The 22,023-nt window shown below is 46.9% G+C and carries 20 protein-coding genes; 9 read left to right on the top strand and 11 right to left on the bottom strand.

Features of this window, described 5'->3' with window-relative positions; all coding sequences use genetic code 11:
* Positions 1–7: 7 nt before the first annotated feature.
* Positions 8–457, top strand: a complete 450-nt coding sequence (gene ndk, locus PMG25_RS13040) for a nucleoside-diphosphate kinase (RefSeq protein ID WP_283767337.1) — start codon at positions 8–10, stop codon at positions 455–457.
* Between the two features lie 184 nt (positions 458–641).
* Here the strand turns inward: ndk and dnaN are convergent, their stop codons facing one another.
* From dnaN to PMG25_RS13025, 3 genes are read right to left on the bottom strand one after another with little or no spacing between them, the layout of a single operon-like run.
* Positions 642–1,811, bottom strand: coding sequence for a DNA polymerase III subunit beta (gene dnaN / locus PMG25_RS13035; RefSeq protein ID WP_283767336.1), 1,170 nt, complete (start codon positions 1,809–1,811; stop codon positions 642–644).
* Positions 1,812–1,840: 29 nt separating this feature from the next.
* Positions 1,841–2,953 carry a hybrid sensor histidine kinase/response regulator gene (locus tag PMG25_RS13030; protein ID WP_283767335.1) on the bottom strand — a complete coding sequence of 371 codons (1,113 nt, stop codon included), beginning with the start codon at positions 2,951–2,953 and terminating at the stop codon, positions 1,841–1,843.
* 2 nt (positions 2,954–2,955) lie between these two features.
* On the bottom strand, positions 2,956–5,475 hold the full coding sequence (locus PMG25_RS13025) for a PAS domain S-box protein (protein WP_283767334.1): 2,520 nt from the start codon (positions 5,473–5,475) through the stop codon (positions 2,956–2,958).
* 192 nt (positions 5,476–5,667) lie between these two features.
* On the opposite strand from PMG25_RS13025, the gene PMG25_RS13020 reads away from it, so the two are divergent.
* Entirely contained in the window at positions 5,668–6,726 is a 1,059-nt protein-coding gene (locus tag PMG25_RS13020) for a GGDEF domain-containing response regulator (protein ID WP_283767333.1), read from the top strand.
* Here PMG25_RS13020 and PMG25_RS13015 read toward each other — a convergent pair.
* On the bottom strand, positions 6,723–8,009 hold the full coding sequence (locus PMG25_RS13015; RefSeq protein WP_283767332.1) for an FIST signal transduction protein: 1,287 nt from the start codon (positions 8,007–8,009) through the stop codon (positions 6,723–6,725). The two genes, PMG25_RS13020 and PMG25_RS13015, sit on opposite strands and share 4 nt — an antisense overlap.
* A 119-nt stretch (positions 8,010–8,128) precedes the next feature.
* On the opposite strand from PMG25_RS13015, the gene PMG25_RS13010 reads away from it, so the two are divergent.
* The 7 genes from PMG25_RS13010 (at position 8,129) to PMG25_RS12980 (ending at position 14,642) form a co-directional block, all read left to right on the top strand.
* The gene (locus PMG25_RS13010) at positions 8,129–8,299 is read left to right on the top strand and encodes a hypothetical protein (RefSeq protein ID WP_283767331.1); all 171 of its coding nucleotides are present in this window, start codon (positions 8,129–8,131) and stop codon (positions 8,297–8,299) included.
* 98 nt (positions 8,300–8,397) lie between these two features.
* The gene (locus tag PMG25_RS13005) at positions 8,398–8,622 is read left to right on the top strand and encodes a Calvin cycle protein CP12 (protein ID WP_283767330.1); all 225 of its coding nucleotides are present in this window, start codon (positions 8,398–8,400) and stop codon (positions 8,620–8,622) included.
* 95 nt (positions 8,623–8,717) lie between these two features.
* Positions 8,718–9,458, top strand: coding sequence for a hypothetical protein (locus PMG25_RS13000; RefSeq protein ID WP_283767329.1), 741 nt, complete (start codon positions 8,718–8,720; stop codon positions 9,456–9,458).
* A 244-nt stretch (positions 9,459–9,702) separates the two neighbouring features.
* Positions 9,703–12,201, top strand: coding sequence for an HD family phosphohydrolase (locus PMG25_RS12995; protein WP_283767328.1), 2,499 nt, complete (start codon positions 9,703–9,705; stop codon positions 12,199–12,201).
* Positions 12,202–12,299: 98 nt separating this feature from the next.
* Positions 12,300–12,842 carry a photosystem II reaction center PsbP gene (gene psbP / locus PMG25_RS12990; RefSeq protein WP_283767327.1) on the top strand — a complete coding sequence of 181 codons (543 nt, stop codon included), beginning with the start codon at positions 12,300–12,302 and terminating at the stop codon, positions 12,840–12,842.
* 15 nt (positions 12,843–12,857) lie between these two features.
* Positions 12,858–13,475, top strand: a complete 618-nt coding sequence (locus PMG25_RS12985) for a Maf family protein (RefSeq protein ID WP_283767326.1) — start codon at positions 12,858–12,860, stop codon at positions 13,473–13,475.
* Between the two features lie 75 nt (positions 13,476–13,550).
* Positions 13,551–14,642: a serine/threonine-protein kinase gene (locus tag PMG25_RS12980; protein ID WP_283767325.1), complete on the top strand. Its 1,092-nt coding sequence runs from the start codon at positions 13,551–13,553 to the stop codon at positions 14,640–14,642.
* 218 nt (positions 14,643–14,860) lie between these two features.
* Here PMG25_RS12980 and PMG25_RS12975 read toward each other — a convergent pair whose 3' ends face one another.
* From PMG25_RS12975 to PMG25_RS12945, 7 genes are all read right to left on the bottom strand, one after another.
* The gene (locus tag PMG25_RS12975; RefSeq protein ID WP_283761201.1) at positions 14,861–15,133 is read right to left on the bottom strand and encodes a hypothetical protein; all 273 of its coding nucleotides are present in this window, start codon (positions 15,131–15,133) and stop codon (positions 14,861–14,863) included.
* A gap of 145 nt (positions 15,134–15,278) precedes the next feature.
* Positions 15,279–15,695 (bottom strand): arginine synthesis PII-interacting regulator PirA, encoded by a 417-nt coding sequence (gene pirA, locus PMG25_RS12970; RefSeq protein ID WP_283767324.1) that lies wholly within the window; start codon positions 15,693–15,695, stop codon positions 15,279–15,281.
* A gap of 299 nt (positions 15,696–15,994) precedes the next feature.
* Entirely contained in the window at positions 15,995–17,950 is a 1,956-nt protein-coding gene (gene speA / locus PMG25_RS12965; RefSeq protein ID WP_283767323.1) for a biosynthetic arginine decarboxylase, read from the bottom strand.
* A 184-nt stretch (positions 17,951–18,134) separates the two neighbouring features.
* A complete protein-coding gene (locus PMG25_RS12960; RefSeq protein WP_283767322.1) occupies positions 18,135–18,431 on the bottom strand; it encodes a type II toxin-antitoxin system RelE/ParE family toxin in 297 nt (98 codons plus the stop codon).
* Positions 18,428–18,706, bottom strand: a complete 279-nt coding sequence (locus tag PMG25_RS12955) for an addiction module protein (protein ID WP_283767321.1) — start codon at positions 18,704–18,706, stop codon at positions 18,428–18,430. The genes PMG25_RS12960 and PMG25_RS12955 overlap by 4 nt, the downstream gene beginning before the upstream one ends.
* A gap of 360 nt (positions 18,707–19,066) precedes the next feature.
* Positions 19,067–19,681 (bottom strand): class I SAM-dependent methyltransferase, encoded by a 615-nt coding sequence (locus PMG25_RS12950; RefSeq protein ID WP_283767320.1) that lies wholly within the window; start codon positions 19,679–19,681, stop codon positions 19,067–19,069.
* Between the two features lie 84 nt (positions 19,682–19,765).
* Positions 19,766–21,526: a calcium-binding protein gene (locus PMG25_RS12945; protein ID WP_283767319.1), complete on the bottom strand. Its 1,761-nt coding sequence runs from the start codon at positions 21,524–21,526 to the stop codon at positions 19,766–19,768.
* Positions 21,527–22,023 lie beyond the last annotated feature (497 nt).

Below are 22,023 nucleotides of genomic sequence, written 5' to 3'. Positions count from 1 at the left end.
GATTACCTTGGAACGTACTTTTCTCGCCATTAAACCCGACGGTGTGCAACGGGGATTCGTGGGTAACATCATCAGTCGCTTGGAAAGCAAAGGCTTTACATTAGTGGGCTTAAAGTTAATCAATGTCAGCCGAGAACTGGCAGAGCAGCATTATGCTGTGCATAAAGAACGGCCCTTTTTCAGTAGCTTAATCGAGTTTATTACCTCCGGGCCAGTCGTCGCCATGGTCTGGGAAGGAGATGGAGTCGTCGCATCAGCTCGGAAAATGATCGGTGCAACCAATCCCTTAAGTGCCGAACCTGGAACTATTCGCGGTGATTTTGGCGTTGATGTGGGCCGAAACCTAATCCATGGTTCAGATGCAATTGAAACGGCTCAAAATGAAATTAGCCTATGGTTTAAGGAAGAAGAGTTAGTGTCTTGGCAACCTACCATGATGTCCTGGATACGGGAATAGGCTTCTGTATTATCGAAAAATTGGGTCTAAAACCCCTGTTTTCTAGGACAGCTTAAGGTGGGCAGGTCTGCTTGTAGAAATTGAACGATCTCGCTTCTCCTCCTGCCCACCCTACTGGACGGTCTGAGCTGATTGGGTGCGTTAATCATGCACCCCTACCCCGAACCCTACCTGGTATGACCGTCTAACTGCGAATTTGCACCGGCATTAATAAACAGGTCATTTGTAGGCCACCCAGGGGAGACAAAATCACCGGTTTATCGGCTGTATTGAGCTGAATTTTCAACTCTTGAGACGGGATAGCCTTGAGCGCATCGACAAAATATTTCACATTAAAAGCAATCTGCAAATCGTCTCCGGAAATAGTGGCGGGAATCGATTCGGTGGCTGAACCCACATCCGTTGCTTCTACGGAGAGAATCACTTCTTGAGTTTCACCGTTGAGGCTAAACATGACCACGTTATTTTTCTGATCGGCGAGAATGGCAATCCGTTCGACTGAGCTTAACAGTTGCCGGCGATCGAGGTCAATTTGCCGTTCAAAAACCTGGGGAATGAGTTGTTCGTAGGCGGGATATTGGCCCTCTAGGGTGCGACTGGTGAGACGACAGGAGGGGAGGTGAAAGACGACTTGACCTGCATCTACGGTCAAATTGATGCTAATTTCGTCTTTGTGAGAGGTAATCATCCGTTCAATTTCTCGCAGAGCGCGACCGGGAACGGTGACTTCAAAGGGGCTATCGGACTCAATGGGGGTAACTTTTTCTTCGTCCTCTTGTTCGGTGCTGGTGGTGACGACGGCGAGACGATGGCCATCGGTGGCGGCAAATTCTACGCTATCTTCTTTAATGGTTAAATGAACTCCGGTTAGGACTTGTTTGGTTTCGTCTAAGCTGGTGGCAAATAAGCAGCCGCGCAACCCTTCGAGAATGGCTGCTGAGGGCAGGGTTAGGGTTTCGCCGGTTTCGAGGACGGGTAAGGCTGGGTAGTCTTCGGGGTCGAGTCCTCGCAGTTGATAGCGTCCGCAGGAGCAGGTGATGGTGACGTTGGGATCGGGGTTTTCTGGGTCGTCGGAGTCTGCTTCTAGGGTGAGGTCTCCTGGGGGGAGTCGGGAGATCATGTCATTGAGGAGTTTTGCGGGAATCGCCAGGTCTCCGTCTTCTTCTACGTTGGCGGGGAAACGGGTTTGAATACCGAGACTCAGGTCAAAGGCGGTGAGGCTGACTTCTTGAGTTTGGCGATCGGCAATAAACCGGACGTTACTGAGAATGGGTTGGGAGGGACGGGAGGGAATGGCGCGACTCACCAGGGAGAGGTTGGTGTTTAGGTCACTTTGGGTACAGACCAGTTTCATGGGTGCAGATCCATATTAGAGAGCGCGATCTAGTTTACAGGGACTGGGGGAAGACTGGGGAGGGTAAAGATCGCCGTTGTCCCAACTCCTTCTTCCGACGAGAGGCTAATGGTTCCCCCATGGCATTCTACGGCATATTTAACGATGGAGAGTCCTAAACCCGTACCTTTAATCGAGCCAACATTAGACGCGCGTTCAAATTGGGTAAAGAGTTTCGCCTGATAGTCGGGAGGAAAACCAATGCCTTGGTCTTTAACTGTGAATATTACTTCCTTAGCGCTTCGAGAGAGGTCTAGGGTAATGGTTCCGCCATCAGGTGAGTATTTAATGGCGTTGGAGAGCAGGTTGCCTAGGATATGGTAGAGTAGCTTAATGTCACAGTCAACCATGATTTCTGGTTCTGAAGGTTTAAAAATGATTTTATGTTCATCTGTGGCGATCGCTTCAAAATCATGGACGATGGACTCACTTAACTCTACCACATTCACGGGTTGGGGTTCAAAGGATAGTTTGCCGGCATCGGCTTGATTCAAGGTGAGAATATCTTCGAGCAACGTATTTATATTTTTGACAGAAGATCGAATCCAGTCTAAATGCTTCTGTTTCTTTTCTTCCGTTAACTTATCTCCATAGTCTTTGAGCATCTCGGCTGAGACTTGAATCGTGGTTAAGGGATTTCTCAAATCATGGGAGGTCAGGGATAAGTAGCGAGATTTTTCTTCATTTTTGGCATTGGCGATCGCTAACGATTGACGGAGAACTTGATCGTCTTCCCATTTCTTAAATGCCATTTTAATGGTGGCATACAATTCTCGCTCTTTACAGGGTTTGAGCAAATAACCATAATAATTGGTCTCCTCTGCTCTGATCAGGGTCGCATCATCGGCATAAGCGGTTAAATAGATAATTGGAATGGACTGAAACTCATTGATTTTTTCAGCCGCTTCGATTCCATCCATCTCTCCTTCTAGAACAATATCCATTAAAATCAAATCTGGTTTATGAGTTATGCTATAATGAATTGCTTCTTCTCCAGAAGCGACAATATCCATCACTTGATAACCCAGTTTTTTGAGTTTCCTCGCGAGTCCTTTAGCAATCAACAATTCATCTTCTACAATTAAAATATCAATCTCTCCCATAATCACCACCTCCGAGGATATTTAAGTTCTGAGAATTTTAATCGAATATGAGTTCCCATACCAGAAATAATTTCTGGTGTGGTTTTTAACTGCTCGGCTAAAGTACAGACCAATTCTAATCCCATTGTATCGACTTGGTAAATATCAAAATTAGGGGGCAAACCTATGCCATTATCTTTAACCTCAATTGCGATCGCGCCATCTTTATCTTTTTCTAGCCCGATCCAAATCAACCCTTTATAGTTAGGAGGTTTGTTCGGAAAGGCATGTTTCAAAGCATTAGAGACCAGTTCATTCACAATCAATCCACAAGGATTAGCCGTTTCAATATTTAAATCAATAGGATCTAAATCTAAAACCAAATCAATCTGTTGCTCGTGACCTTGATAAGAATCTAGCAGACCTTCGACCAAAGACTCTAAATATTCATTGAACTTAATGCGATCCAAGTTCGTGTTTTTGTAAAGTTTTTCATGGATCAATAACATCGAATAAATTCGATTTTGGCTGTCTGACAATATTTTTACTAGGCTAGGATCTTCTAAGTATTCAGATTGTAGTTCTAACAAATTAGACACCACCATGAGATTGTTTTTGACTCGATGATGAATTTCTTTGAGCAAGATCTCTTTTTCTTTCAGAGAAGCTTTAAGTTTTTCTTCCGCTTGCTTGCGATCGGTGATTTCCTCAAAGACCCAAATATAATAATGATTCTCCCCTGAAGTTTTGCGGACTAAGGATATAGTGACATGACCCCAGACAATTTTATTCTCGTTACAAATATACCGACTTTCTAGGGTTTCACTGGGATGATCTTGAATCCAAATATTATCAATAGTATCCCTCGATTTTGGTAAATCTTCTGGAGCTGTAATGTCTTCAAATGTTCTTGATAGCATTTCTGGGCGATTATATCCAAGAATATCACAAAATTTCTGATTCACTCGAAAAAAATGACCATTTAGGGTTACAATTGCCATGCCGACAGCGACTTGCTCAAAAATTGCTCTAAACCGCTCCTCACTTTCCCGCAATGCTTCCTCAGCTTTTTTGCGTTCGGAAATATCCCGAAAAATCCCACAATTATATTCTTTACCATTAAATTCCAAATAATTCATCCGCACTTCTACGGGAATCGGCGCACCTTTTCTTGTCCAAAGAACAGATTCAAAGGTGAGGGATTTTAACTGACGTAATTCATGCCAATGGGCGCTCCAAGTCTCAGTCGAAGAGAGGGTATCAATCTGATAAAACTTCAAGTTTAATAGCTCCGATCGCTCATATCCCAAGGTCTGACAAGCGGCTTCATTCACATAAAATAATTGGGCCTGGGCAGAAATGAGCAAAACGATATCTCCCATGCGATCGAGAGTAAACTGGGTTAACCGTAATTGCTCTTCAATTTGCTTGCGTTCGGTCACATTTTCATAGGTTCTCAAAATGCCGACGACTTGATGTTGGGCATCATGGAGGGGAATGGTATTGGTATCAATCCATAAACGGCTACCATCGGCTTGAAATTTAGTCTCGATGCGATGATATTCGGGTTGATTGCGACTCATGACCCGACGATCGCCCTGTCGATACCAATGGGCCTCGTGAGTTGTCCAAAACAAATCATAATCGGTTTTCCCGACAATTTCTTCTGGAGTCGATAACCCGGCTAACTGGGCAAAATTGCGATTACAGCCCAAATACATCGAATTTAAGTCTTTCCAGACAATAAACTGGGGAATATTATCCATCACCAATTGCAACAACTGCTTCGATCGCCTCAACTCTTCCTGAGTCTGGTGGCGATCGCCAATTTCCTGGCGCAACTGCTCATTCACTTGCTGTAACTGGGCCGTTCGCTCCTCCACTCGTTGCTCCAACTCCAGATTCAACCGTTGCAGCGCTGCCGTTCGCTGCTCGACAATTAGCTCTAACTGCTCGCGAATATTCTCAAGTCGCAGCTCTGCTTCTTTGCGATCGGTAATTTCGCGGGCCACCCAAACCACCGAAGTTTTAGAAATCGGGGAAATATGGCTGGTAAACCATAAATCTCGATTTCCTTGGCGCAAACTGTACTCAAACGTAACCGGATGTTGGAGATTGAGCGATCGCTTAATCTGAGTGCGAAACCATTCCGTCTGCTCCCCATCCCAAAACAACTCCAACGTCTGACTGACAATATCCCATTGAGGATGGGCAAAAATCATCGGATGGGTAGGAATAATCTCAATCTCCTGAAAATCAGCATCCAAAACCAACACCACATCCTGCATCGCCTGAAAAATCGAGCGCATCTGCATTTCCGCTTGGCCCAACTGCTCCTCCAACAAACGACGCTCGCGCATCTTTTTCTCTAAAACAGCCATGCGTTCCTGAACCCGATACTCGACCACCTCCTCAAACTCAGGATTCTCGGTGAGGGACTGGCTATTGATCCTTTGCCTTTTTCGTAGAGCCTCATTTTCTGCCTCTAATTCCCTAACCCGTTGCTTTAATCCCTCAAGCTGCTCAATTGCTAACTCCTTCACGGGTGACCCCTCCCGACCTTTAACGCTAACTCTTTCTATCTTGGCATTTCCAGGGGGTGATCGCGCTCACTCTCAACGTTTTAGTGAGTCACTCATCAGAGTCAGGCATTATCACTGTTAGTTCACTGTTCTATCACTGAGGAATAAGCAATTATCTCCGATAGTGGAAATATAGAGTTCAAGCTATCTTCCATGCTATTTTCCATCCATCCCCATCATTCATCTGTCATTAAATTTCCTGTTCCTGGCAACCCCTTTGAAGTCATTTCTGGGGGACGAGCAGATCCCAATATTCCCACTATTCCAAGAGTTTTGGTGATCGAAGAAGATCCCGAACTGCGCGATCGCCTCTGTGGTTTAATGAAAGATCAAGGTTACTTCGTCACTGAAGCAGATGGAATAAACGCCGGAATTCACTTAGCTCAACAAACCGATCCGAATATGATTTTATTAGATGCTTCTCTGTCCGAGGGGGATAGCCTTACCTGTTGCCAAGAGCTACAAAACTTCTGGTATACCCAAAGTGCTTCCACTACGGTAGGACTTTTTGTCATCCATTCCCTTGACGATTCCGATTGGGTGAATCAAGCGTTTGCTCTCGGCATTGTTGATATTATTCCTAAACCCATTCATGAAACCCTATTGGTACAACGGATGAAACGGTGGTGGGAACAAACCCAAAAGTTTCAACAACTGACCCAAGCCAATCAAGAATTGCAACGGTTAGCAGGTATCGATCGCCTCACCCAATTAGCCAACCGTCACTACTTTGATGAAGTCTTGGAGAGAGAAGTCCGGCAAATGAAACGGGCCCAAACTCCGTTATCCTTGATTCTGGCCGATGTGGATTATTTTAAATTCTATAACGATCGCTACGGCCATCTTCAGGGCGATCGCTGCCTACAAGACATTGCCCAAGGTATTCAGAGAGCAGTTCGCCGTCCTCAAGATTTAGTCGCTCGCTATGGGGGAGAAGAATTTGCCGTGATTCTACCGCAAACCGATGCCTCTGGAGCGATCGCCGTGGCCCGAAACATTCGTTACCAAATCCAGGAACTCAACATTCCCCATGCTCAATCCGAGGTTAGCGACCATATTACCCTCAGTTTAGGCATTGCCTGTGCCTTTCCAGAAGATAGCTGTTCGGCCACCCAACTCATTCACGCCGCCGACCGAGGACTATACCGAGCCAAAGATCAAGGTCGCGATCGCCTGGAAAAACCCAATGAACCCAACGAATACTCCTTCTAAGGCTCCGAGGTCTCTTGTGCCGACTGTGGATAGAAAATTGCAAACACAGAAGTGTATCCGTGTAAAAAGGTGTTTCCTCCCACTGGGCCAATTTCACCTTGACAGAAAAAACCGCTCAGGGGAATGGACGGGAAGTATCTCTGAAATAATCCCGAATCTACATTCGGCTCGTCATACAGTTGTTCTCCCCGTCCCAAACAGGTAAACATCAAAGCACCCGCTCTAGAAGGATGAACCGTTGCTGAGAACAACTGACTCCCCGTTTGCCTCTCCAATTGTTGCTGGTATCGCTTCAGCAGATTTTCTAACTCTTCTTCCGACGCTAAAGCATCCCGCAAATGAAATTGAATCCGTTGGCCGATCCGCACCCGTTCGGCGATCGCCAAAGCTCCTATCCTAGGATCGATGCCCAACAAATTGCGAATTAAAAAATCTTCCGGTTCCAACTCACTCTTAAAGCTATCCGTCGCTACCCCCACAAACAGCGAATCTTGAGCCAACTCTCGATCTTCTTCACTTAATCGAGCCACGGTTTCGCGTAAAATTTCCAAGGGAACCCCAGTTTTCCCCCCCTGAAATCCACTGGCCTCTTGTTCTTGCAATTCCAACACAATATTGCGTTCGGCATGGGTAATTTGATAAATCGAACCGATGGGACGGCAACCTTGGGCCACAATGGTTTCCAGGGCAATATTGCCACTTAGGGCCAACCCCACAACTCCCTCATTATACAGTTCATAATTGTAGAATAAACTACTGCCCTGATTGACTGGACTGGAACTGGCTAACCCCCCGACCTTCAGACTATGGGGATAGGCAAAATCTAAGCCCTGAAGTAAATCATTCAAACCAGGAGACATCGGATCGCCCAAGAGAATGAAATGGGGATGGGATTCTGGAGAGACTCCCACCAACTCCACCCATGGATCGGGAGGGCCATCGAGGTCGGGCAATTCTTCCATATCCATATGAAAGGCACTGACGTGAACACCCGGTAATCGGGCTAACGTTAAACTCAAAGCTGCTTGATCTTCCAATTCTTCGGGAGTCTCGCCAGAGACCATCCCAATGATGCCTCCACCTCCACACCCAATCAACACCGGTGTGTTGAGCTTTTCTTGCAGCAAGGGCATTAAGCGGGAAAATTCGCTGGTAAAGGCAGACGAGATAAAAACTAGCCCAATAGAGGCGGGTTCAGGTATTTGTCGATGGACTGTTTCGACAACTTCAGCGATCGCAGCCTCTAGAGACGGACGGGTAGATAAGGCATTTGCCCACTGCATCTGCTCCAATCTTCGACTCCCCTGTTGTGTAAACTGATTTTAATATTAAATTAATCATGTGCCCTTCGTTAAGTCAGATTTGATAAGTCAGTCCCCCCAACCTAGCCCTAGGGGGACGTATGTCGAAAGAACGTGATAGGCTTCAATACTTTGCTAGAGCTGAGTTTGAGGCTTTATTGGTCTGGCTCTCACAGAGGTCTCAAAGACGATCGATTCAGACCAATTCAAACCCGGCTTATCTTCAAGACATGGCTCAATCATCTACCCTCACGCCTGCGATCGCCCATTAGAGTCGATAATCGCTTAAGCTAAGATAATGCAGAATCGGGCAGAGTAGTTTAACGTAATCCTTGAAGAATACTTACTGAACATCCAGAATACTGTACTTATGAGCAACGACATCAAATCGAAAATCGACCAAGAGTTAACTGAAGCCCGTGCTGTTTGCGATGCACAAGGGTCTAACTCGGCTGAATGTGCTGCGGCTTGGGATGCAGTGGAAGAACTGCAAGCAGAAGCTTCTCACCAAAAGCAAGTCAAGAGCAAAACTGGGTTTGAACAATATTGTGATGATAATCCAGATGCGGCTGAATGCCGAATTTATGACGACTAAAGGCTTCGGTGTGAGTCTTGGGTAAGTAACTGTATTGGGCTGAGTGACTGGGTTCACTCAGCTTTTTGGTTGAGAGGATGAAGGATTAGTTTTTGATGGACATCACCACTCCCCTCTATAACCGGTTTCAGGGCGCATTGTGGGGCGCGGCGATCGCCGATCTTCTTCCTGATGCACCGACTCTGAAGGGTCGGTGGGGACAAGGAATCGTTCAAGGATGCCAACAGTTGATTGAAACCGGGACAATCGGCCCAGATCTCCGGGTTACCCAACCGGGGGAAGTGATGGGCCAAATTGTACCCCTATCCCTGTATTTTCATGAAGACTTAGAGTCTTTGGTGAGCCATTGGCAGACGATCGCCGACCATTACCCGTTATCTTCACAGGAGCAAACCTTGGGATTGCTGATCGGCATCAGTTTGAGTGCCCTCGTTGAAGGATCGGTTCCTCCAGACCAGATCCTCACCTATGGGCGATCGCACTGGGAACAGTTAAGTCCCCATACCTTAGCCACTCTAGATACTCTCCTTGCCCAACCCTCCCCCCTGATTCAGGGGTTATTCAGCTTCCTGAACAGCTCTCACTCCTTTCCAGGGGCGATCGCCTTAGCCCAGCAACATCACCTGGAACCCTCCTTGAGTGCCTGCATTGCCGCTACCCTGTGCGGAACCTACCAAACTCGTTTAGGGATACCCCTACCTTGGCAAATTTTTCTACAGGAGAAAATTCAACATTCATCAACCCCCTGGCCCCATGAGATTCAATCCTTAAATACCCTCACTACCCATCTGCTCGCCAGTTGGTCAGGAGCCGATTTAGTCTCAATTAAACATTAAAATCTTTTGCCTATCCTGGTTTGGAGCCTCCCCCAAAACGCCAACAGCGATCCACAAGAGATCGGGCCACGCTAAAATAGTCTAGATTAGGAGGCACTACAGATGTGCTAAATTCTCCTAATCCCTAGGAAGGAGTGAGAAAGCGACAGCTTAAACGAAACCCACTGGTCTATTGTCCAGGTCACCATGCCGTTCAATTGCCCCAGATGCAAAACCCTGTAGCCGATTTGAGTTGGGTGCCACAATGAAATCTTTGCAAGCACTAAGTAAACGGGTAGACCAATGGTGGCGCATGTACATCGCCAATGCTCCCGAACAACGTCAACCTGGATACAAAGCCTCTTCCCCTTCTGAGCCAAATTCAAGGACTGATGGTACTCATCCAACCCAGAAAATACGGGGCAAAAAAACGGCCCAAAAAATTCCACCAACGGCTTTTTTCGTGATTGCGGTGGCCTCAGTCACCAGTTCTTTCGGTTACCGGTTCTATAGCACTCCCCAATTACGACCGGGAACCCTAGCCCCAGAAACCATTAGCGCCCCTCGCACAGAAAAGGTTGTTGATGAAAAGGAGACCGAAAACCGGAGAAAACAAATCCGTACCGGTTCCTATACGGTACTGAAAATTAATTTAGAGTTAAACGAAGAACTCAAACAAACCCTGGACAGTTTATTGGCTCCAGGCACTTCTTTACGGCGGAAAACGGGCGCATTTCCTTATGTGGACGAGTCACGTTTGCCCCCGGAAACTCAGCGCTATTTGCGCCAGCTCTCCGATAGTCAATGGCAACAGATTACCGAAGTGCTGGAAACGTTTCCTTTAGACGAGACAACGGAACAAGAACCCCAAGAGGGTTCTGAATCGGATGATGATGCTGTTCCCGATCCTCAATATCCTCTAGTCCTGAATCCTCAACTTCAGGGGGCGATCGCCCAATTACAAAGCCTGAAAGAAGAAAGTTCAGCCAGTGAATGGGCAACGGTGTTGTTTACCATTTCTGAAGCTCGCAATAATTATGAATTTGCTTTACATGAGCTACAAACACAACAGCAAGGCAATAGCAACCCCTTATATACTCCAGCTCTCTTTGATTGGAGTGAGGCAACATGGGAAGAAACGACAAGGGGAATTGAGCGCTCTCTCGATCGCATATTAACCCAAGGTCTGGCCGAAGGTCTGCCAGAGCGACAACTGCGACAGGCGATCGCCCTACAAGTGCAAGATTGGGTTCCCCCAGAAACGCAAAAGTTTGCCTCAGATACATTGCATACGGTTCTGAAAGGACAACATAATCTCATTCATGATAAAGATGCCGCCAATCGCCTAGCGGAAAAAGCCGCCGAAGCGTTTCCCGATATTGAATATCAGGTGCATAAGGGCGAAATTATTGTTCATAAAGGAGAAAAAATATCAGAGAAACAATTTGTCCTCATCGACCATTTTGAATTAAGCCAGCGTCAAATTAATTGGGAAGGTCTCACGGCCTACGCTTTGCTCATTAGTGGTTCGGTAACCCTGTTTTGGTGGGTGGAAAGACGGGTTCATTCAGGAATACGCCAACGAGACCGGATTCTGATCCTCTTACTCACCTTAACGTCTCCCCTGTTGGTCAGCCTGAAGTTACCCTCGATCGCCTTATCGGGAATTGGCTTGTTATTGGGAGGCTTTTATGGCTCCACAGTGGCTACAACTGTGGTTAGCTTGATTGCTACTGTACTGCCCATTGGTATGGATGTGATTTGGAATCAGTGGTTAGCCAGTGCTGCTGGCGGGATCTTAGCTGGGATAATGGCCGGCCGGATGCGATCGCGTGAAGAAGCGGCTCTTTTGGGAATGGGAGTGGGGATGACCCAAAGCGTCACTTACTTGGCCGTGACCCTGATTCAAACGGCGATTCCTGGAATTGCTTGGCAACCTCTGTTAACTCGTGCTGCTTTTCAAGGGTTGGGAGGATTAGCTTCGAGTATCGCAGCGTTAGGGTTGAGTCCCTATCTGGAACATTTGTTTGATTTGGTGACTCCGGTACGGTTGGCCGAGATTTCTAACCCCAATCGTCCCCTGCTGCAACGGTTGGCCTCTGAAGCTCCGGGAACTTTTCAACATACCCTCTTTGTTTCTACCCTGGCAGAAGCAGCAACTCGTACCCTGGGCGGCAATTGTGAGTTAGTCCGTGCCGGAACGCTTTACCATGATATTGGTAAGATGCATGACCCCCTAGGGTTTATTGAAAATCAAATGGGTGGGCCCAATAAGCATGATGAGATTGAAGACCCCTGGAAAAGTGCCGAAATTATTAAGAAGCATGTGAGTGAAGGTTTGGTTTTGGCAAAACAGTATCGCTTACCCAAGGCCGTGCGAGCGTTTATTCCTGAACACCAAGGGTCGATGCTGATTGCCTTTTTCTATTACCAGGCTAAACAAATGGCTGAGGCTGATCCCAATGTCAGGGTGAATGAGGCGGATTTTCGCTATCCGGGGCCGATTCCCCAGTCGCGGGAGACGGGGATTGTGATGTTAGCGGACTCCTGCGAAGCGGCGCTGCGATCGCTTAAAGAAGCGACCTATGAAGAGGCGTTAGCCATGGTCAATAAAATCCTCAGAGCTAGATGGCAAGATAACCAGTTAGTCGATTCGGGTTTAAAGCGCGAGGAAATGCCTGTGATTGCAGATACTTTTGTTCGAGTTTGGCAGCAGTTTAATCATAAGCGGATTGCTTATCCTAAAGGGGCACTTCCGAAGTAGTTACAGCGCTTTGTGCTGTATTTGTTCTCCGTTGGAGGAGTCAAGGCTATGCCTGTATATGATACTCTTACTGCTACAGCGGATTGAGGAAAAAGCTGATGTTTAAACGCCTAGCGATCGCCACCCTGATCGGATTAACGTTAATGTTGACCAGTTGTGTTTCTGCTACCAGTGGATTGCAACAGTATGTCAATGCCACTAAAGGATATGAATTTTTATACCCCAATGGTTGGGTTCCGGTGAAAGTCAGTGGGGGGCCGGATGTGGTCTTTCACGATCTCGTGGAGAGAACGGAAAATTTATCGGTGATTATTAACCCGGTGGAGGGAGATCAAGGATTAAGCGATCTAGGAACGCCCACAGAAGTAGGGTATCAACTCTCAAAAACAGCGATCGCCCCCGAAAATACGGGACGCAGTGCTGAACTGGTGAATGCAGGGTCTAAAACTCTCGGCGATCAACTCTATTACTTATTAGAATACGAGGTGGATATTCCCGACCAACCCCTACGCCATAATTTGACCAGTGTGGCTGTGAGTCGAGGAAAATTGCTCACGTTTAGTTTATCGACCACTGAAAAACGTTGGCAAAAACTCCACAATCTCTTTGAAGAAGTCGTTCAGTCGTTTAACGTTTATTAGACTGTTAATGAGATGATGACCATTCCTCCCTTGGTCTTAGCTTCTGCTTCCCCAGCCCGGTTGCGCTTGCTCCAACAAGCGGGAATCTTTCCCCAGGTGCATCCGAGCCATTTTGATGAGTCCCAAGTGCAAAGCTCAGACCCGGAAACCTTGGTGAAAATGCTGGCCCAACGCAAGGCGGAAACGATCGCTCCAGAGTATGAAAAGGGCGATCGCCTTCCCCTGATTTTAGGGTGTGATTCCGTGTTAGCCATTAACCATCAAATCTATGGTAAACCGGCCAGTGCAGCCGAAGCCATGAGCCGTTGGCAAGAAATGCGCGGTCAAAAAGGGGCTTTATATACGGGTTATGCTCTGTTAGATTTAGAGCGAAAAACATCTGTGATTACCGCAGAAGTGACCTACGTCTATTTTGCCCGCGTGAGCGATCGCGCCTTAAGAGCCTATATCGCCACCCAAGAACCCCTCAATTGTGCCGGAGCCTTCGCCATTGAAGGTAAAGGGGGGGTATTTGTCGAGCGCATTGAAGGCTGTCATATGAATGTCATTGGCCTGAGCTTACCCTGTCTGCGATCGATGGTGGAGCAGTTGGGATATGATATAACTCAATGGTGGGAGCCATCAACCCATTAAACCCCCGAATCCCATAACATTGCTACACTAAAAAGAACTGGCATCAACAATACTTGGCAAACGTTAGGGATGAATATGGCTAATGAGCGAGCCTCCAATAAATTACTCCAGTTTCCCAAAAACGTAACCTGGGAAACCGATTTAGCCCGTCTATGTGGAGAAGACGAGTTATTTCGCGATCGCTATCAACTGTATAAACTGCTAGGACGAGGTGGGTTTGGAGTCACCTTTCTGGCTAAAGACTTAGCTGAAACCCAACAACCCTGGTGTGTGATTAAACAACTTTGTCCTAAAGTCAAACATGCCAAAGGACTCGAACGCGCCCGTCGCTGCTTTCGCCGAGAAGCAAAAATTCTCAGCCAGTTAGGGAACCATTCCCAAATTCCGCAAATGTTTGATTATTTTGAGGAGAATGGGGAGTTTTATCTCGTTCAAGAATATATTCAAGGGCGAACCCTCTCCCGTGAAATCCGGCATCGCGGCCAATATTCTGAAGCCTTAGTTAAATCATTTCTGCTGGAAATTTTGCCCCTATTAAAGTTCATTCATGAGCAAGGGGTCATTCATCGCGACATTAAACCCCCCAATATTATTCGCCGCCACAGTCGATCAAAATCGGCTACAGGAGAGTTGGTTTTAATTGATTTTGGGGCAGTCAAACAGTTAATTCAGGAAACTGAATCGAATCATACGATCACCGCCACGGCTTCGACTGCTTTTGTGGGAACCTTTGGCTTTTCTCCCCCCGAACAATTAGCCCTACGGCCGACCTTTGCCAGCGATCTGTATGCCCTAGGCATTACTTGTGTTTATATGTTAACCGGTCAGTTCTCCTCGGAGGACGAACTCCCCCATTTTCGTCCTAAACAATGGTGGCGCAATAATGTCGAAGTCAGCGATCGATTTGCTGATGTTCTCGATAAAATGTTGGCGGTGGATCTCAAGGAACGATATAGTTCAGCTCAAGAGGTTCTAACCGCTCTCGATCTAGGGCCCCATCTAGAAAGTTTAAATCAGTGTCTCACTCATCAACCCCAACCCAAGCCACCTGAACCGGAACCCTATCTATCTCCAGCCCAGCGACGCGCTCAAGCCATCCGAGCGCGTATGGAACGCTTAAAACGACGGCAAAAGTTGGGAACTCATCATTTCCCCCAGCATTGGTAGCGGAAACTCTTTGATTACGGCTCAGTTTGATTGTGGGAGTTTTTCTAAAACAACCAAACCATTATTTTCAAAATCTATCTCTAAATGATACAGCAGTTTTCGCTGTTATGGTGTACAGTCTTAAAGGCTCAAAGCCATGTACCACAACCCTATTCCCTATTCCCTATTCCCTATTCCCTAGCGCGAAGCGCTATATCCATCCATTAACCTCCCGTAAATCATTCAACAATCCTCTCACTTGCTCCACCAAAACTCACGGTAACATCATATCCAATTCGCATTGTAAATAATCTAGCGTTGGGGTTCTTCTGCTTCAACTTTAAGGCTGTTTCTACACCATTTTTATCAATTCCGTATTCACCAGTTTCTGCGTCGATCACAATCATCTTGCCAAGATTATCACCAGACTCAACTTGTTGGCGAATACCATTTTCGTAAAACTGTTTGGCTCTTTGTGCAACTTCTTCCACTGTCCAAAAAATTGCTTGCATGATCATTACCCCTGTTTTTTCTTGTTGAAGTTGGTTATCTAAACTATAACGCTATGGGCTAGGGTGTATTGAGATCAGTACCCTAAAACCTCAACTCCCCTGGTCGCTTGTACCAGGGGAGTGTAGGGATTAAGATAGGGGTCAGTTATTGGAACCCTAATGAGCAAAACCCACCATTGTAGATTTCCTTGCGTTCCCGTTCTAATTGAGAGATTAGGGTGCGATCGCCTTTTTCTTGCGCTACCTGCAAACGGTGTTCCAAACTTTTGAGGATATTCTGACAATGGGCCGCAGCCAACTCAACGGGTAATTCAGATTGAGTTGACTGGGGTTGACGAGTCTGGCGCTGCAAACCTGGATAGGTTGGCTCTTCGCATTGGTGAGTTTTATACTCAATTCCCCGATATCTCAAATCCATAGGCGCTTGAGGCACAGAAAGGTGTCTAGGGTAGCGATTCACCCGGTAGGTGCGACCCCGGTATTTGGCCACTATATCTTCTTCTTGTACCTCGACAGGGGGGTGTTTATGGTTGTATTCTATACCACGGTAAGAGAGTTTCATCGGTTTTTCCTTTTCTGAGTTTTAAAAGAATCAGACAGTTTTGAAATCGTTTTTTTATTTCTGTATCTATCATGACATTTCTGGATGAAGTTTGGGTGTGATTTAAATTAACATTAAGTTAAAAATTATAAAGTTAATATTAATTTCAGTCTTGATAAAGCAATTTTTATTGACAATTAAGCAAAAATGTGGTAAAAAACTTCCTCTGGGTGAGTAGGGGAAAAAGAAACCGGGTTTCTCAACCTGAACTGAATTCCCCCATCTGCGAACTCGGAAAGTGACAGAAGCGCTGTATTGCTTCAACTCTCTACAGAGAGATAGGTATAGCGATCGAGGCTTTCCTTGTAGCTATTGAGCAACCGTTGGGACTCGGAGATGGAGATGGTTCCATCTTCTAGGGCGGATTCGGTTTGCTGGCGGATGCTTTCTACTAAGTCTTCGCGATCGTATTCTACATAGCTTAAAACATCTCCCATGGTATCTCCTTTGACTACCTGTTTGATGTGATAGCCTTTAGGGGTGAGGGCAATGTGAACGGCATTGGTATCGCCAAATAAATTATGGAAATTGCCCATAATTTCTTGATAGGCTCCGCCTAAAAATAAACCTAAATAATAGGGTTCTCCGGGTTTGAGGGGATGTAACTCTAATAAAGATTTGACATCGCGCAGATCGATAAACTGGGTGATTTTGCCATCACTATCGCAGGTGAGATCGGCGAGGGTTCCTTGACGGGTGGGTTGTTCGTCTAGGCGATGCAGGGGCATGATGGGGAAGAGTTGATCGATCGCCCAACTATCGGGCGCTGATTGAAATACGGATAGATTCACATAGTAAATCGAAGCCATGTTCATCCGCAGGGCTTCGAGATCGTCGGGAACATATTCTTCGTCGCGAATAATCTCTAGAATTTTCTGGCAACAAGCCCAATAAATCTGTTCGGCTTTGGCCCGTTGGCTTAGACTCAAATAGCCAAAGTTGAATAAACTAATGGCTTCTTCTTTGAACTGAATTGCATCATGGTAGCATTCCTGATAATTGTCTCCCTGAATTAATTGGTAGGTTTCCCACAAATTGCGGATAATTAAATGATCGCTACTTTGGGCTGCGACAGCGCCTTGAGTCATGACTTGGCTGGTTCCCAAGACATCAAAAATGAGTACGGACTGATGGGAGGCGATCGCCCTTCCGCTTTCGCTCACGAGGATCGGGGCTTTGACTTTGGCTTGTTCGCAGGCTTCTTTGACCTCGGCGACAATATCGTTGGCATAATTCTGCATATTGTAGTTTTTCGAGGCATAGAAGTTGGTTTTGGAGCCATCATAATCGACTCCTAAACCGCCCCCGACATCTAAATAGCGCATGTCTGCACCACTTTTTGCCAACTGCACATAAATTTGGCTGGCTTCTCGGATGGCATCTTTAATTACACTAATGGAGGAAATTTGAGAGCCGACATGGAAGTGCAACAGTTGCAGAGAGGATAACAGGTTCACGGATTTGAGGCGTTCAATCACATGGACAATTTCTGGAATGGTTAAGCCGAATTTGGCTCCATCTCCGGTGGAGGTGGCCCAACGACCTTCTCCTTTGGCGCTCAGTTTAGCCCGCACTCCTACGACGGGAGTTATGCCTAACTCTTGGTGGGCCTCGATCGCCAGATCTACTTCTTCGAGTTGCTCTAAAACAATGATGGTTTGTTTGCCGAGTCTGCGGGCTAAGATGGCGGTTTCGATATATTCCTTGTCTTTATAGCCGTTGCAAATTAACAGGGAATTGGGGGTTTTGAGCAGGGCTAAGGCGATCAGCAGTTCGGGCTTTGATCCGGCTTCGAGACCAAATTGGAAGGGTTGGCCAAAGTGAACTAAGTCTTCTACCAGTTGCCGATGTTGGTTGCATTTGACTGGGAATACTCCTTGGTAAAGACTGGGGTAATTGTAGCGGGTGATGGCTTGGGAAAAACAGGCATTCAGCCGTTCCAGGCGATCGGCTAGGATATCGGAAAAGCGGATCGCTAAGGGTAGATGAATATTGCGCTGTTTCAGACCTTCTACCAGCTCATAGAGGTCTAGGGAACCTCCGCGATCGCCCTTTGGAGAGACGACTACATGGCCGGCTGCATTGATGGAAAAATAGGGGTCTCCCCATCCATTGATTCGATACAGGGCCTCAGAATCTTCGATCGTCCAAGGGGGAGGTTCTGGAGTCTCTACTGGGGCGATCTGTTGTGCTGTTGATGTTCCCTCAACACCCATAGTCTATTCCTCTGAAGATTTACCCAAGATAGTTCTTGCCGCATTTTAACGCTCATCCCCCTTCAATGGGGTAAACCTTGGGATGGGGGGATGAGTTGGCTGGAGAGGGAGCAGTTTTGCACGGCTTGCATGACACCGGGTTTAATGATTATGTGAGGGGGAAATTGAGTTAAAAATGAGGTCTCTAATCCTCAAGATTCTTTTTCCAGGATTGGGGGTGTTTTTGTAAATGCATGACTGAGATTACTAAGATTGTATCGTCTTCAATGGTGTAAATGATTCCATAGGGAAAACGATGCATACGGCAGCGCCGAATGTTTTCGTTTAAGGGTGTCCAGGCGCGGGGATTTTGGACGATCCGATTCAGGGTGGATTGGCTTTCGGCGAGAAAGTCTTCGCCTAATCCAAAGACTTGCTGTTGATAAAATTCGGCGGCTTGTTGTAACTCTTGACTGGCTGGTAATAAAAACTTGAGGTTCATGGTTGTAGGGTAGTTTGGATCTGGCTGAATACGGATTGCCCGTCTACAGCGTCGATGTCGCCAGCATGATAAGCGTCGAGTCGGCTTTGGGATTCGTTGAGCCAAGCGCGATCGATTTCGGTTTGCTCTGGATAATCGAGACTTGCCCAGAGTGCATCAATGAGATGAACTCGTTCTATAACTGTTAGTTTCAGGGCTTGTTCTGTTAAAACGGCGGCATCCATAACTTGAGGGTTGAGTTGGGTTAATTTCTGAGATTGGTTTGAGTTTAACATCAATCATTGGGTTGGTGGGCAGGTTCTGTTTGTGGGGATGGTAATTTGTCCTTTAGCACTGCCTCGTTACGCCTAGTATAACACAATGGATTGGTAGGGGCGGGTTTTACCTAAGTCTAGAAACCCTACAAATCAATGGTCTAAACCCGCCCTAACCCCACGAATAAATCCACCGGAAATGATGGTATTGACATCGGGTTGGGCGGGTTTACAAAGGTTGTTTGTGGGGTTTCTCAAGAGTTGAAAAACTCGCCCCTACGACTGGTGTTCCTGCCCACCCTAGGATGACTAGAAACCCGGTTTCTTGAAGAAACCGGGTTTCTGGTTCCCAGTTAATTTTTAATTTTTAATTTTTAATTTTTAATTGATTTTCCGGTGACACCAGAGGGAGGGGGCGATGAGTTCGCCGGAAAGGGAGCAGTTTTGCACCGCTTGCATGACACCGGGCCATTTTTCTTCGTAGTCGTCGAAGAGCATATAACTGCCGGGTTTCAGTTTGGGATAGTAGTGAGTGATGTCGGCTTTTACATCGTCGTATTTGTGCCCCGCATCGATGAAGATGAGGTCTAGGGACTCGTCCGCAAAGAGGGAGGCGGCGGCGGTGGTGTTCATCACATGGAGTTGGATTTTGTCGTTGACTCCGAAGGCGGTGGTGTTGTTGAGGAAGGCTTCTTTGTTGCGGCGGATAACTTCTGCCATGGGGGGGCGGGCTTCGCCGGGATCTAGGAGCGCTGCTTCAAAGTTGTCGATGCTGTGCAGGATGGAGCCGGGGGGGAGGACGGAGGCGATGGCGATGCTGCTGCGCCCTTGGAAGGCTCCGAGTTCGACGACGGTGGAGTTGGGGGGCAGTTGTTTGACGAGGTATTGGAGGGCGAAGGCTTCGGCAATGGAGAAGAAGCCGGTGACTTGTTCCCAGAAGTAGACTCCGGCGAAGTCGTAGTTGAGGGTTTTGAGATCAACTTGGGAGGGTTGCATGATCTGATAAGTGTTACTGAATAGAGAAGACCACGGTCTTAAAGAACCGTGGTCTTAGCTTAATAGGTTATAGAGACAGGAGGGTTAAATAATCTGAATTGAACTGTTAGTAGCTAATGCAGCAATGTTTGTATAGTCTACTAAAGTAGCGATCGCAATGTCTCCAGAAGTAGCAGGAGCAGTCCCACCAGCAGATGTATATCCTGCTAAACCATCCCGCTCAATGTACAAGAGGGTACTACCTGCTAATGCGGTTGTGCTTGCATAAACTTGACCAATTGAAGAAATGTCGGGAGTAGCACCAGCAGCAGCAGTAGCAATGGGAGGTGCTTCGCCTGCTGTAAACCCTTTACCAAACTTGATGGTTTGGTTAGCAAGAGGATCAGCACCACCACCAACAGTAGCAGTGATGCCGCTGACAGTCGTTCCAGTAATGACAATCTTATCTTGAGCTACATCGAACCCATAGATATAGTCTGCCTGAGTTCGGTCTAATGCGTTGGGAATACCCGTACCAGTTAAATTAGTAAGGTTGCTACCTGTCGTCGCTGCAAACGTACCAGGAGTAGTGATATCCGCAACGTTGAACAAGAACTCATCTACTCCGTCTCCCTTGGCCAAATCAGCCGTAGAACCAATCAGAGTATCACTACCTTTGCCTCCCTCAATCTTATCCTGGGCTGCACCGCCAAGGATGCTGTCATTGCCCGCACCACCTTGGATCGAATCATTTTGGTCATCGCCAAGGAGGGTATCATTACCTCCAGCACCTAGAATAGTATCTGCGCCGATCCCGCCAGATACGCTGTCATTACCATCTTGAGCATCAATGTTATCATTTCCTGCGCCGCCAGAGATGGTGTCTCCTCTTAACAAAGGACTATTAGAGGCTTCATTACCACCAAAAAGCTGATCGTCACCGTCACCTCCTACGATGGAATCCGCTCCTGAGTGGTCTGTACCACCGATAATTGTATCATTCCCATTCCCCCCGATGAGGGTATCTCCATCAAGAACAGTCCCTACTACTGTAGCAGTTCCTGGTGTCCCACCATTGTTACCGCCAACGATACTATCATTCCCTTCACCACCATCATACCAGTCAGTTCCCGTGGAGCCAACCCCGGCAGCATTAACTGTACCTAACCGGCCGATAGTATCATTTCCAAGGTCACCGAAGACTCTATCATTCCCTGAAACCACCCCAGCATCACCAGAAGGGAAACGACTAATCGGAGGAGTACCGCTAGTAACTAGAGAAGCATCTACTTCTAGGTAGTCATTACCTTGACCGCCATGGATAGAGTCATTACCCCCGCCGCCTACGATGCTATCGCTCTCAGTACCGCCAAGGATAGTGTCAGCATTACCTGCATCACCAGATAGGGATTCATCCCCCCAGATGATATCTGCACCAACGTCGCCAGAGAGGAAATCGCTTCCGCTGTAGCCTCGGATTACGTCATTATCTTGACCTCCAAAAAGGCTGTCAATGCTTGTTCCGTCTGCACCAATGAGAGTATCATTCCCTTGTCCACCACTACCAAAGGAAGCTGTTCCACCTTTCATGATGATCGTGTCATCACCTCTGTCACCAAACAAGTTGGTGATGGAAAGAAAGACAGGGCTACCAATCAGACTGTCATTTCCTTGACCGCCGTACACTTGGGAAACCGCAGAGAAACCGACATCAATGATATCATTTCCTTCATAGCCATAGGCAATGTCCTGGGTTGTCAGAAGCCCAGTTTGATTATTGGGAAGTCCGGTATCATTACCACTGGTTCCAAACCACTCACGAATTTGAGGGGTGGTTTGGGTTATTCTTGGTGTAAATCCGCTCATCGTTCACTCCACAACGTTGTTAGATGTACTTTTATAGCTTGTGCAGAGACACATTTTAACTTAACTGTCCTTGAGCATGATAACCGAAAAATTGCTAATTGAGCATTTTCTCCAGATTCATCTCAGGGATACAGGTCACAGTATAGCCCATCGGCTAAGGGTTAGAGGAATTAGGAAAATTACCCAAAGGCTCTAACGGCACGTGACAGAGACAATGATACCACCAGATTTTGAAAATGTGTCTACCTGCACGGGAATTTTTTCAAAATTTCATCGGTGGGTTGGGTTGTCATCGATTGTCTTTACCTACAAGTGGGGGGTTGGGGATTTCGGATGCCCTCTCCCTTTCATGTCCGCTTTGCGGAAAATCCCTCTCCCACGGGAGAATCGCCCTCTCCCTAAATCCCTCTCCCACGGGAGAGGGACTTTATCTTGCTCCCCTTCTCCCGTGGGAGAAGGGGCTGGGGGAAGAGGGCAGCCCAGATTTAGGACACCCA

Origin of the sequence: Roseofilum capinflatum BLCC-M114, assembly GCF_030068505.1 — a bacterium.
In the GTDB taxonomy this organism is placed as follows: domain Bacteria; phylum Cyanobacteriota; class Cyanobacteriia; order Cyanobacteriales; family Desertifilaceae; genus Roseofilum; species Roseofilum capinflatum.
This window is presented reverse-complemented; position numbering and strand designations above follow the sequence as displayed.

Coding starts and splice junctions, on each gene's coding strand:
- PMG25_RS12980 (WP_283767325.1), top strand. CDS start 13,551: ATGGCTAATGAGCGAGCCTCCAATAAATTACTCCAGTTTCCCAAAAAC.
- PMG25_RS12985 (WP_283767326.1), top strand. CDS start 12,858: ATGACCATTCCTCCCTTGGTCTTAGCTTCTGCTTCCCCAGCCCGGTTG.
- PMG25_RS12950 (WP_283767320.1), bottom strand. CDS start 19,681: ATGCAACCCTCCCAAGTTGATCTCAAAACCCTCAACTACGACTTCGCC.
- PMG25_RS13010 (WP_283767331.1), top strand. CDS start 8,129: ATGTCGAAAGAACGTGATAGGCTTCAATACTTTGCTAGAGCTGAGTTT.
- speA (WP_283767323.1), bottom strand. CDS start 17,950: ATGGGTGTTGAGGGAACATCAACAGCACAACAGATCGCCCCAGTAGAG.
- PMG25_RS13000 (WP_283767329.1), top strand. CDS start 8,718: ATGGACATCACCACTCCCCTCTATAACCGGTTTCAGGGCGCATTGTGG.
- pirA (WP_283767324.1), bottom strand. CDS start 15,695: ATGAAACTCTCTTACCGTGGTATAGAATACAACCATAAACACCCCCCT.
- psbP (WP_283767327.1), top strand. CDS start 12,300: ATGTTTAAACGCCTAGCGATCGCCACCCTGATCGGATTAACGTTAATG.
- PMG25_RS12945 (WP_283767319.1), bottom strand. CDS start 21,526: ATGAGCGGATTTACACCAAGAATAACCCAAACCACCCCTCAAATTCGT.
- PMG25_RS12975 (WP_283761201.1), bottom strand. CDS start 15,133: ATGCAAGCAATTTTTTGGACAGTGGAAGAAGTTGCACAAAGAGCCAAA.
- PMG25_RS12995 (WP_283767328.1), top strand. CDS start 9,703: ATGAAATCTTTGCAAGCACTAAGTAAACGGGTAGACCAATGGTGGCGC.
- PMG25_RS13030 (WP_283767335.1), bottom strand. CDS start 2,953: ATGGGAGAGATTGATATTTTAATTGTAGAAGATGAATTGTTGATTGCT.
- PMG25_RS12960 (WP_283767322.1), bottom strand. CDS start 18,431: ATGAACCTCAAGTTTTTATTACCAGCCAGTCAAGAGTTACAACAAGCC.
- PMG25_RS12955 (WP_283767321.1), bottom strand. CDS start 18,706: ATGTTAAACTCAAACCAATCTCAGAAATTAACCCAACTCAACCCTCAA.
- PMG25_RS13015 (WP_283767332.1), bottom strand. CDS start 8,009: ATGCAGTGGGCAAATGCCTTATCTACCCGTCCGTCTCTAGAGGCTGCG.
- PMG25_RS13005 (WP_283767330.1), top strand. CDS start 8,398: ATGAGCAACGACATCAAATCGAAAATCGACCAAGAGTTAACTGAAGCC.
- dnaN (WP_283767336.1), bottom strand. CDS start 1,811: ATGAAACTGGTCTGTACCCAAAGTGACCTAAACACCAACCTCTCCCTG.
- PMG25_RS13020 (WP_283767333.1), top strand. CDS start 5,668: ATGCTATTTTCCATCCATCCCCATCATTCATCTGTCATTAAATTTCCT.